Source organism: Cupriavidus phytohabitans (genome assembly GCF_000426345.1).
GTDB lineage: Bacteria > Pseudomonadota > Gammaproteobacteria > Burkholderiales > Burkholderiaceae > Cupriavidus.
On the sequence record NZ_AUFE01000046.1, the window covers coordinates 43,374 to 54,321 of the forward strand.

Below are 10,948 nucleotides of genomic sequence, written 5' to 3' on the forward strand. Positions count from 1 at the left end.
CGTTGGAAAAGGCGCTACCCCGGGCGCGCATCTGGTGAACGAAGTATCGCAGCGACGTCTATCCCATCTAAGCCGGGGAGCTCACTCCAGGATCTCCCTCCTGGCGCATCGGGAAACCGCAGATAGTCGAACTGCACCTCGTCGAACCCCATCCGTGCTGCTTCTTCGTAGCGAGCATTGGCCACAACACCGCGTAGACGGAGCGGTGGCCGTCATCGACGCTGAGCACAACCGCACGCGGCGGCAGGTTGTCGGAATCACCGGCCCGCCACGCTAGCACATCCGCCAGTGGCACGATCCTGTGGCCGTTGTTCTCGGGAAAGCGCAGATGTGCACGAATTGTTTCCGTGCGGACCGTCATCGTGTCGACCGCACGTTCGGCGAAGCGATGGTAGACGAGCACAGGCACATCTCGCGCCACAGGCTGTGCGCGCCCAGGGTTCGCCAGGGTCGGCACAAGGAACAAGCAACCCAGCCATGCGAGAAAGCGCATTCTCTTTTCCATGCGACCGGTCTTCAGGGCTCGGAAAATGCAGAAGATCCCCCACCGAGGGCCACGAGATGCGGGCGTGAACGTCTTGTCCATTTGCTACATGGTTCGCTTGAGCAGGCAGCGCAACTCCGGAAGCTCCCGGGCATTGAGAACGTCATCGGCCTCCAGCCAGCCCCTTCTGGCTTGTGTCAGGCCCAGCGGCAGATTGTCCAGGTCGGCAACGCGGTGTGCATCCGAAGCGATGCTCACCAGTACGCCATGCTCCCTGGCCATCCGGCAAGCGCTGTCCCACAGGTCCAGCCGGCTCGGCTGACTGTTGGCTTCGACAAAGCAGCCGCGCTCGGCCAGCGCCTTCATTACGCGGGGAACGTCGAATCTGCAGCCGTCCCGCTCACCGAGCAGGCGGCCGGAAGGATGGGCAAGGATGCTGAAATGCGGATGGTCGATGGCACGGAGAATGCGTGCTGTCTGCTTGGCTGGCGACAATTCGAAGTGGCTGTGGATGGCACCTACCACCAGATCGAGCCGGCCCAGCACCGTGTTCGGCAGATCCAGCGAGCCATCTTCCAGGATGTCGACTTCCACGCCCTTCAGTATCCATGGCATGCCACCCACGCCATTGAGCGCATCGATGCGTTCGGCCTGGACGGCCAACCGCTGCGCCCCCAACCCATGGGTCATGCCCATGCGCGGCGAATGATCCGTGATCGCCAGGTATTGAAGCCTGCCCGCTGCCTCGACCATTTCTTCCAGGCTGGCAAGTCCGTCGCTGTCACGGGTGTGGATGTGCAGGTCACCCTTGATGTCCTCCCTCGCAACGAGCCGGGGCAGCCTGCCATCGCGAGCAGCCTGTATTTCCCCGGTGTCCTCGCGCAGTTCGGGCGGGATCCACGGCAGGCCAACCGCAGCGTAGACCGATGCTTCATCGCGGCCTGCGATCTTCCTGCGCCCCCGGAAAACGCCGTATTCGTTGATCTTCAGCCCCATTGACTGCGCGAGCTGGCGCAACGCCAGGTTGTGTGCCTTCGAGCCGGTCAGGTAAACCATGGCCGCGCCATAGTCCGCCGGTGGTACGACCCTGAGGTCCACCTGCATCCCGTTCGATAACATCACGCTCGCCCGCGTGACGCCCGCCGACAAGACCGTCTGCGTCATCGGATAGGCGGTGAAGGCCAGAATGACCGTGCGGGGCACGGCGGACGTGGCCACGATATCGAGGTCCCCTACCGTGTCCCTGCCCCGTCGCAGACTCCCCGCCACCGTCATGGCCGCTATCTTCGCGTTCTCGCGCAGGTACTGCATGAGCGGGTCGGCAGTACGCGCGGCGACATCGACATTGAAACGCCGGTTGCGATCCATCTGCGCCTGAATAGCCTGGAGCAGGCGCTGTTCGCTACGCGCCCCGAATCCCTTCAGCAAACGGACACGGTGCTCGCGCGCCGCGCGCCCCAGATCGTCCACCGACGCGATATGGAGTTCACGCTGCAACGCCTGAACACGCCGAGGCCCGAGGCCGGGCAATTTCATCAATGCTGCTCCCTGTCCGGGCACCTCGTCGCGCACTTGGCGCAGCAGCGCACACGTACCGGTATCGGCGATCTCGCGAATCTTGCCGGCCAGATCCCGCCCGATGCCCGGCAGATCGGCGGGATCGCAGCCGCGCGTGAGAAAGGTCCGCAGGTCCTCTGTCATCCCGCTGATGGTGCGCGCGGCATTGCGGTACGCACGAATCCGGAACGGGTTCGCGCCCGAGATATCAAGCAGGTCGGCAATTTCATTGAAGATGGCAATGACATCCTCATTGAGCAAGCCCTGCCGTGATCCGAGGCGATCTTCCACGTCCGCAACCCTTGCCAGCGTTTGCAGCGGCGCCGGCGCTCGTAGCGACGTCGCGCTTTCCCCCTTCGCGGCAATGGCATCTCGTACTCTGGCCGTCACAGCTAACTCCCGCGCGTATCCATTCCCAAACATTCTGGTCGACAGGTCGCCGAACGGTTTGCGGAATGTCAAAGTGCATGGGCGCGCAGCGGCTGGCCAGGCGCAATCCGCTGACGTCACACGAAGGCAATGCGCACTGCCGGCGCCCAGCTTTCGACATCACGGGCCGCGCGGACTACACTCGCGCGTTTCACCGTGGTTGTCGCTTCTTCCGAAGCATTCCGGTATCCGGCGCCGTATCCGCTTCGCCCCCCGGTTTGCCTCGTACGAGGCTTGGCCCGTCTCGACAGCATCCTGCAGGATCGCGTCGAGGTATGAGACCACAGCCGGCAAATCGGCGTAAGCTGGCTTGATCTCCCCAATCAGGTGGCCGACGGCCAGCCGCAGGGCGCGGTGGCCGACCTTTCTGATAGCCTTCTGCAAGTTCCGCCGCCAATGGGGAAGTTTGCTCATCAGGCGCTGCAGCTGCTCGTAGTGGGCATTGACGCTTTGGCTCAGCTTCTGCTGTTGCGCCTCCGGTAGTCCAGCGAATTCCTCCTCGGAGATCGTTTTCTCACCGTCGTCCTTGAGCGGCGCAAAGGCCAGGCTGTCCGGCTCGCGCGACATGGCGATGCCATGTTTGCGCGCGTCCTCGCCCAGCGCCTGCAGCGCGGCGTCTTCTCGCGCCTTCTCTTCCTCTTCAAGCAATTCGACACGATTCTGGTACTGGACGTCCTCGAACGCCGCTGCCACAGCGAGTCCTACCTCGCGGGAGAAGCACTGCATATCCTGAAAGAGTTGCCTGCCGCGGCCGCCCGGCAGCCGTAGCAGCTTCACGCCTTCCGATGCCGCGAAGTCGCAGACATAACACCAGTCCTCCGGCTGCGGCCCTTCGGGCGCCGCCGCTTCCAGGATGTGACGCACCAGTGCACGGCGCCCGCTTCCCGGATCGCCCAGTACGAACAGATTGCAGCCGCGAACACGCATGCCGATCCCGAGCTGGATGGCGGCCACGGCGCGCGGATGTATCAGGGCAAGATCGACATCAACCAGTGATTCGGTGGTGTCGAACCCAAGGCTTTTCGGTCCGCACGGTGTGTACAGCCTTTCCGGCGGAAGCTCAGCGATCATCGTCATGTGCGGGCGCGGCAGGTCACTGCTGCGCTTCCAGGGCTCCCGCCAGCGCATCGTCCACCGTTTCCAGTGCCACGAAACGAAGCAAGCTGCGCGCGTCGGCAGGAATGTCTTCGATATCGGGCATATTGCGCACGGGCAACATGATGGTCCCAATTCCGCCGCGCTGTGCGGCGCGCACCTTTTCCTTGATGCCGCCGACCGGCAATACCACGCCGCGCAAGCTGATCTCGCCGGTCATGGCCACATCCCGACGCACGGGGCGGCCCATCATCAGCGAAGCTATCGCGATGAATATCGCGACACCAGCGCTCGGACCGTCCTTGGGTACCGCACCATGCCTCGCGCGTGTACCGGCGGATGATGTCTGAGAGTCCCGCAGCGTCCAGCTCGCATTGGTCGGCCGTCAGGCCACAAGCTGCGAGCTGCCGGGGAACGAGAAAGCGCGTCGCAATCTGCAGTTTCTCGGCATCCGTATACCCCGGAAGTTCCAGCACTTCCATGCGGTCGCGCAGCGGGCCCGGAATGCTCTCGGCCTGGTTGGCTGTGCCGATAAAGACGACGGCCGACAGGTCGAACGGCGTGCCCAGGTAGTTGTCCTCGGAAGGTAGCGTTCTGCTCCGGATCGAGCACCTCCAGCATGGCTGGCGGCAGGGTCGCCGTGCACGCCACGGCCGAGCTTGTCAAGCTCATCCAGCATCATCACGCAATCACGGGTGCCGGCCTTGCGAATGGCCTGGATGATATTGCCCGGCATGGCACCGACATAAGTGCGCCGGTGGCCGCGAATCTCGGACTCGTCATGCAGACCGCCAAGGCTTACGCGCACGAAGGGCCGCCCCATCGCATGCGCGATGCTCTGGCCCAGGGAAGTCTTGCCGACGCCCGGGGGCCCGAGGAAGCCGAGGATCGGTCCCTTCCCTTGCGGATTGAGCTTGCGCACAGCAAGGTATTCGAGGATGCGGCGCTTCACCTTCTCCAGTCCGAAATGCTCGTCGTCGAGAATGCGGCGCGCCTCTGCCATGTCTACGGACTTTTCCTGCGGCAGGCCCCACGGCAGCTCGGTCAGCCATTCGAGGTAGCTCGTGCACATCGAGTACTCGGAAGACGCTTCCGGCATCCGCTCCAGGCGCGCCAGTTCCTTGCGGGCCTGCGTCTCGATGTACGCCGGCATGTGGGCACCGTCGATCGCCTCGGCCAGCCTGCTGATGTCTTCCTGGTTCTCGCCGCCTTCGCCGAGTTCGTGCCGGATGGTCCGGAGCTGCTCGCGTAGCAGCATTTCCCGCTGCCGCTGGTCGAGGCGGCCGCGGGTCTGTTCGCCAATCTCGCGCGACAGGCGCAGCACTTCGATGCGGCCGGCCACGGCGTCGAGAACCTTGTCCAGCCGCTTGCCGACATCAACCGTCTCGAGGATTTCCTGCTTGCGTTCGAGCGGGATGTCGACCAGGCCTGCCACTGTGTCGGCGAGCAACCCCGGCGACTCGATCGCCTGCAAGGCGGTCACAAGCTCGGCGGGCACATTCGGAAGCACGTCGTCCGCGACATCCCTGAGCAAGGCCTGTACATCGGTGAGCAATACATTGATGTCGCGAATCAACGGCCCCTGTGTACCGCAAGATCTACTCGGATATCGCGTTCATCGTCCACTCCCTATTCTGAAACTACGTCGCGAGGCGGCAACAATTTCGTACCGGTTGTGCAAGGTCAAATAGGGGCGTCCTGGCGCCGCAGTTTGATAAGGAACAAGACCAGGGACCAGACCGTCACCGCCCTATCCCGGTGTGTAGTGGCCCACGCCTGACGCTCCAATGCGCCGTGAACGTCCTGTCTCGTGACCAGGTTCATCGCAGGGCTCGGCGGCGCCCTTGCTCTTGAAAATGTCCATTGCCGCTCCATATCGGAGACATGGTTGTCATCCCGGCAATCTGGCGGCGTTCTGGACAGGGGTTCGAATCCCCTCACCTCCACCTCAGCGTACCGTGACACGCGGCGCGCTGAGGTGGGGGTGTACCGGTTTCGACAGGACGTACAAAGGGGCGCAGGCAACCCGTCAGGCGATCGACGTAAATGAAGCAAATCTCATAAACGCCAACGATGAGCGTTTCGCACTGGCCGCCTGAGGCCAATGCCGGGGCCGCTGAAGCCTTGTAAACCAAGACAGCCGATGGGGACTTCGGTCCCCATTGTCATTTCAGCCGGTTCCTCGCCGCTGTCGTCTCCTTCCCTCTCAATGCGATGGAAGTCTAGAAGCACCGCCTTGCGCTGCGCATCAACGTTGTCACCGGCGCAGCGCCTACCGTAGCAGAGGCAGACTAGCCGCCATCTTCGCCAGCGGCAATCTCGATGAATACCGCGTACGGAGATGCACCAATCGATGGTTTCGGGGTAGGCACACGAATGAACACGTCGGCGGATTCACCGTACGTTGACTGCGCCTACAAGCTCACGGAATACGCGGGCTTGCCGCGACGCAAACGTTCCGAAGGCAAGGCCACCTGGCCGGGCAGAAAGCAATCATGGCGACGTTATCAGCCCTTCCCTTATCGAACTGGCCCGTACCGCCGACGCACTCGGCGCATCGGCCGGGGCCGCGGCAGGATCGGCTTGAAGGAAGAATCGGGATTCCCCAGCTGCAGCCCCGTGATCAGGGAGATGCATTTTGCGCCGCGCCTCCAACGCTGAAGACTTCCTCGAACGCGCGCATGAACTGCGGCAAGCCATCGCGCGCGAGGCAATTGATGCCTGCCGCAGCTGAGCGCCCCCCGCCACTCTCAAACTGCCGGCACAGCCTGTCAGCACCAAATGGCGACGCTATCGGCGCGCGCACGCTCACCGTGTAGCCCCCCTGCGCATTCACCGTCAAAACCGCGTGGGCTAGCCCTGGGTGGCTACTTGCCAGATGGTTCGAAAAGACGCCCCGTACACGCCGCGCCCAGGCCACGTCTGGCAACACATAAATGGCGCCGCACGGCAGCACGATGCTGGCGCGCTGCCGCATAGCCATTTCCATGTCCTGCCGCCGTCCGTCGTGCAGCGCCCGCGTGATTGGGGCGGCAAGGATAAACTGGAACGGATCCGCATAGGGAAGCAAGCTCTCATAGAGTCTGGCAGGCGGGATCAGAAGATCCGCTTCGGCATCGCCATAGGCGTTGTAGTTGATGGATTCGCCGAGTTCGCGCAACTGATGCGTCTGCTCCGCTCGCAGGGCGTGGCACCGCGCGAGCCTGTGCGCGGCATCGGGCAGATGGTCCCCAAATGCCCCGACAATGGCCCAGAGCGGATACTTGCCCCCGAGATAGCGATTCACGAGCAGACTGGTGCACACAGTGGGCTCCGTCTCAATGCAGGCCATCAATCTTGGGTGCAGCGGAATGTCCCCGGAAAAGTGATGATCAAAGTACTCCACCTGGACGCCGCGCCCGAGGAGTTCAAGCAATGCTTCGCGGTTCGTATCCAGGGAGATGTCCAACACCGTCACGGCATCGCCTCGGCGGGCGGGAACGCGCGCGAGCATCGTCACGTCACGCTTGACGCCCGTGATCAATGAGGATGCAATCGGGTTGGCCAAGCGTAGTTGATGCAGCGCGCAGATACCGTCTGCGTCACCATTGAAGACGTCGAAGTGTGTCACGCTGGGGCACCATACGGAGAAAGGGGGAGCCGGCTAGCCATGATCCATCCTGACTTGATGTTGTTCGCACTCGATGACACGCGCGAGTTCGGCGAAAAAGTTGGCCGCCACCTGGGGGCCGAGCTATGTCCGCATGAGGAGCGGGCTTTCGAGGACGGCGAGCACAAAAGCCGCCCGCTGGTGAACGTACGCGGCAGGGACGTCTTCGTGGTGCAATCCTTGCACGGCGATGCCCGCCAAAGCGTTAACGACAAACTCTGCCGACTGCTCTTCTTCATTGGCGCGCTTAAGGATGCCTCGGCAGCCTGCGTAACCGCCATCGTTCCGTACCTGGGCTACGCGCGCAAGGACCAGAAATCGAAGGCCCGCGACCCGGTCACCACGCGCTACGTCGCAGGCTTGTTTGAGGCGGTCGGTACCGATCATGTCATCACGCTCGATGTCCACAATGTTGCTGCCTATCAGAATGCATTCCGCTGCCGCACCGATCACCTTGGGGCCAACAAGCTCTTTGTTTCCTACTTCGCGTCGCTTCTGCGCGATGAGGAGATCGCTGTCGTATCTCCGGATGCAGGCGGCATCAAGCGGGCCGAGGATTTCCGGCAGCGTTTGAGCCATGCCCTGGCCCGCCCGGTAGCCAGCGCTTTTGCCGAAAAACACCGTAGTGAGGGAATCGTGAGCGGTGAACTGATAGTCGGCGACGTGCAAGGCAAGTGCGCCATCATTGTCGACGACCTGATCGGCACCGGAACGACCATAGCCCGTACCGTGAAAGCGTGCGGCGGTCTCGGCGCCCGCCGGATCTACACCGCCGCATCGCACGGACTGTTCGTGGGGAGCGCCGCGCAGGTGCTTGCGGATGATGCGTTGGTACAGGTCGTTGTCACGGATACCGTACCGCCATTCCGCCTCCCCGAAGGCAAGGTCAGGGACAAACTCATCATCCTGGACAGTGCGGCCCTGTTCGCGCAGGCGATCGCGCACAGCCACAGCGGCGAGTCGATCAGCGAACTGCTGGCGGGTTGACGCCTTCGTGCGATTATGCCTGCGCAAAGGCTTGCATGTGCTGCACGGCCAGTCGCAGGTAGCATCTTGCTCTCTCGGGCCACTTTGGCGAATCACGATATATTGCCTCCCGCAAATGCCAGACGGTAATCTTCGCGCGCAAACAGGCACTGCAACTCTGGTAGAAGTGCAACAGGGCGGCATCGGGCCTGTCGCCGGTAACGTCGCGGTAAGTACCAATCAGTACCTGGGCAAAGTCGGCAGCGCCCAGCCGCTCGCATTCGAGAGCGAGAAAGCCGATTTCGTTGGCCGTATCGAGGGTCCTGAATTGGCGTGAAAACTCCAGACAATCGATGATGGCGAGCGGCGGCGCAAGGCAGATATGTTCCGGCCGCAAATCGCCATGCGCTTCCACAATCCGGCCTTCTTTGACACGCCGATCGAAGCGCGACGGGTCCTGCGCCAGCAGGCGGCGCTGAGCGAGGCAGACCTCTCTCACCAGCGCGACAGGCTGCGCAAACGCCGGGTTACTGAGTTCGCGCTCGCATTCGTCGATGTCACGGCGCAAGCGGCCCCGGTATTCATCAACCGTGACCGGCGCGGGTGGCAGCGTCATGTAGAACTCGCCCAGGCGGGTTGCCACTGCGCGCGCGTCCTCCTGCGTCGCGGTGCCTTGGGATAGTGCCTTGTCCAGCATGCGATCGGCCGGCAGCCGGCGCATCTTGACCAACCAGTCGACCACCGTGCCCTTGCCGCCTAATCGAGCGGCGCCGCCCGGTTCCAAGACCACAGGCACGACATCAAGATAGACGGAGCCGGCCAGCCGTCGATTCAAGCGCACTTCTTCCGTGCAATAGTACTGCCTTGCCGCAAGCGTACGAAAATCGAGGTAGTCATAACGGACTGGCTTCTTGAGCTTGTACGCATAATCGCGAGTGAGGAAGACCCAGGACATGTGAGTCTCCACCACTTGCACATCTCGTGGATGATCGGGGTAGATTCCGGGTTGACGCAGCAGCGCCACCTTGGCTGCAACCGGCATCGAGTCATTGGGCACTGCCGCACCGTTCCATGCCATTGCGGGAACCTCCCATCCATATCGCGAGCCCTTATAAGGCGCCTGGCCCCATAGCAAGATCGGCCTGTGTTGTGGGGCACACGGTTCCTCAGGCGTCCGAATCCGGCTCTTCGCTTTCCAGAATTTCCAGAATGCGTGCGGACTTTCCCTCCAAGCCGAAGCCCGGGCGATGGCGTAACCGCTGGTCGGAACGCAACCATGTGAAGGCTTCCAGGACTTCTGCACGTGTAGGCCCTTCGTCGAGAATCATTTCGACCACCTGATCCTCCACGGGCCCGACTATGTCGCGGATCTCGCTGGCGGTAGCGGCCTGCGGTGCTGCATTGTGCGTATCCATTGCCACTCCTCGCAAAAGGGACCGCCCACGTGACTGAGGGCGGCGAAGTGGATGCCGTGCCTGTCCGCGAAGACGGGATCGACGAGAGTGGCGATGCCATCGTCGCCGAACTCTCGCCGCGATCATAGCCTGCCGTCAGGCGCCCTTCACCGGAATCTTCTTTGCCGCACTTTGCGCCTCAACCGTCTTGGGAAGCGTGATCGTCAGCACACCCTTGTTGAACCTGGCTTCGATCTTGTCGGCATCAACGCCGTCGGGCAGTTGAAAATAGCGCTCGAAGGAACCGAAGCAGCGCTCGCGCAAATAATAGTCCTTCTCTTTTTCCTCCTTCTCCTCGCGCTTTTCGCCTTTGATGGTCAGGCCGCCGTTGGCCAGCTTCACCTCGATATCCTTCTCGTCCATCCCCGGCAACTCGGGGCCGTCAGCTCGTAGGTCTTGTCCGTTTCGGCAAGGTCTACGGAAGGAGCGGAAGGCATGCTCCAGTCATGCCGCCAGAATGGCTCGAGGCCGAACCGCGGCAGGCGTGCCGGCGTGAAGCGTGTGCCGTGATCGAAATCGTCAAACAAGCGTTCCATCTCACGCCGCAGGCTCGCAATGGGGTGCCAGGCCTGGGGAGACCAGGGGTGCCTGGCGGCGTCTTCGCTTTTCTTCACGGGCACCGTAGTTTGAGATTCAGCCATTTCAAGATCCGCCTGTGGGGTCAGTGTACAAATCATCCTAGGCGCTCTCTCATTGGGCAATTTGACTCCTGTCAAAGCTACACGATAGTGATTGGGCGGCTTTGGCACGGCATGGCGATGCGCCGATACCATCCGGCGATACCGCTCTCGCGGAAATGATCGAGGATCAGACGGCGCCCGACCCGTTCACGACGGTGGCGGACAAGGGCATGCGCGAGTTGGTCGCCACCATGCTTTCAGCCGTGACACCGGATGAAGCCACCGTGTTGCGATGCAGGTTTGGCATTGGCGGTGTTACCCCGATGGGCTACGAGGAAATCGCCAGGCGGACCGGCATGTCGCGGGAAAGAGTTCGGCGCATCGAACGGCAGGCGATGGAGACCCTGCGTACCTCGGGACAGGCAAATGCAGCCAGGACGTTTCTGGCCGAGGATACCCCGGCAGACAAGGGCGCCACGCACCTCCGGCCGCACTGAACCGGCTCTGTCAACGGCCGCTGCAGATCGCTTCCAGAAGTTGCCGCCCTTTCCCGGTTACGCGGATTTGCCTGCGGTCTGCTGTCGCAGCTTCGAGACGGACCAACTGGCGCTCGACAAGAGCGCCAATGTCGGCGGGGAGCTAAAGTCGAAACTGGTGTACAGGCGGGGAATTTGAGGCGCGGAGTAGAGGGCGG

At 62.5% G+C, this 10,948-nt stretch carries 8 protein-coding genes, 1 other RNA gene and 3 pseudogenes; 4 read left to right on the plus strand and 8 right to left on the minus strand.

All coding sequences use genetic code 11. The features are described 5' to 3' along the window. Positions 1–44: 44 nt before the first annotated feature. From K309_RS42540 to K309_RS37400, 4 genes and pseudogenes are all read right to left on the minus strand, one after another. Positions 45–167 (minus strand): annotated as a pseudogene (locus tag K309_RS42540) (putative glycoside hydrolase); the annotation flags it as partial. 422 nt (positions 168–589) lie between these two features. Continuing rightward, positions 590–2,431, minus strand: coding sequence for a DNA polymerase/3'-5' exonuclease PolX (gene polX, locus K309_RS0125370; protein WP_232232481.1), 1,842 nt, complete (start codon positions 2,429–2,431; stop codon positions 590–592). Positions 2,432–2,590: 159 nt separating this feature from the next. After that, positions 2,591–3,547 (minus strand): Lon-like protease helical domain-containing protein, encoded by a 957-nt coding sequence (locus K309_RS0125375; RefSeq protein ID WP_198030855.1) that lies wholly within the window; start codon positions 3,545–3,547, stop codon positions 2,591–2,593. A gap of 16 nt (positions 3,548–3,563) precedes the next feature. After that, a pseudogene (locus K309_RS37400) lies at positions 3,564–5,111 on the minus strand (S16 family serine protease); the annotation flags it as partial. A 290-nt stretch (positions 5,112–5,401) separates the two neighbouring features. On the opposite strand from K309_RS37400, the gene ssrA reads away from it, so the two are divergent. Both ssrA and K309_RS40365 read left to right on the plus strand, forming a co-directional pair. Then, positions 5,402–5,733: a transfer-messenger RNA gene (gene ssrA / locus K309_RS39590) on the plus strand. Between the two features lie 117 nt (positions 5,734–5,850). Beyond that, positions 5,851–6,076, plus strand: a pseudogene (locus K309_RS40365) (nicotinate phosphoribosyltransferase); the annotation flags it as partial. A 112-nt stretch (positions 6,077–6,188) separates the two neighbouring features. Here K309_RS40365 and K309_RS0125390 read toward each other — a convergent pair. Further along, entirely contained in the window at positions 6,189–7,175 is a 987-nt protein-coding gene (locus tag K309_RS0125390) for a hypothetical protein (protein WP_029049013.1), read from the minus strand. Between the two features lie 39 nt (positions 7,176–7,214). On the opposite strand from K309_RS0125390, the gene K309_RS0125395 reads away from it, so the two are divergent. Further along, complete coding sequence (locus tag K309_RS0125395; RefSeq protein ID WP_029049014.1) at positions 7,215–8,201, plus strand: ribose-phosphate diphosphokinase; 987 nt, start codon at positions 7,215–7,217, stop codon at positions 8,199–8,201. A gap of 13 nt (positions 8,202–8,214) precedes the next feature. Here K309_RS0125395 and K309_RS0125400 read toward each other — a convergent pair whose 3' ends face one another. From K309_RS0125400 to K309_RS43115, 3 genes are all read right to left on the minus strand, one after another. Further along, a complete protein-coding gene (locus K309_RS0125400; protein WP_084402539.1) occupies positions 8,215–9,258 on the minus strand; it encodes a hypothetical protein in 1,044 nt (347 codons plus the stop codon). Positions 9,259–9,346: 88 nt separating this feature from the next. After that, positions 9,347–9,595 (minus strand): hypothetical protein, encoded by a 249-nt coding sequence (locus tag K309_RS0125405; protein WP_029049016.1) that lies wholly within the window; start codon positions 9,593–9,595, stop codon positions 9,347–9,349. Between the two features lie 135 nt (positions 9,596–9,730). Then, a complete protein-coding gene (locus tag K309_RS43115; protein WP_232232482.1) occupies positions 9,731–9,997 on the minus strand; it encodes an Hsp20/alpha crystallin family protein in 267 nt (88 codons plus the stop codon). A gap of 433 nt (positions 9,998–10,430) precedes the next feature. Between K309_RS43115 and K309_RS0125415 the strand changes: the two genes are divergently transcribed. Continuing rightward, on the plus strand, positions 10,431–10,751 hold the full coding sequence (locus K309_RS0125415) for a sigma factor-like helix-turn-helix DNA-binding protein (RefSeq protein WP_029049017.1): 321 nt from the start codon (positions 10,431–10,433) through the stop codon (positions 10,749–10,751). Positions 10,752–10,948 lie beyond the last annotated feature (197 nt).

Coding starts and splice junctions, on each gene's coding strand:
- K309_RS0125395 (WP_029049014.1), top strand. CDS start 7,215: ATGATCCATCCTGACTTGATGTTGTTCGCACTCGATGACACGCGCGAG.
- K309_RS0125400 (WP_084402539.1), bottom strand. CDS start 9,258: ATGGCATGGAACGGTGCGGCAGTGCCCAATGACTCGATGCCGGTTGCA.
- K309_RS0125375 (WP_198030855.1), bottom strand. CDS start 3,547: ATGACGATGATCGCTGAGCTTCCGCCGGAAAGGCTGTACACACCGTGC.
- K309_RS0125405 (WP_029049016.1), bottom strand. CDS start 9,595: ATGGATACGCACAATGCAGCACCGCAGGCCGCTACCGCCAGCGAGATC.
- K309_RS0125415 (WP_029049017.1), top strand. CDS start 10,431: ATGATCGAGGATCAGACGGCGCCCGACCCGTTCACGACGGTGGCGGAC.
- K309_RS43115 (WP_232232482.1), bottom strand. CDS start 9,997: ATGGACGAGAAGGATATCGAGGTGAAGCTGGCCAACGGCGGCCTGACC.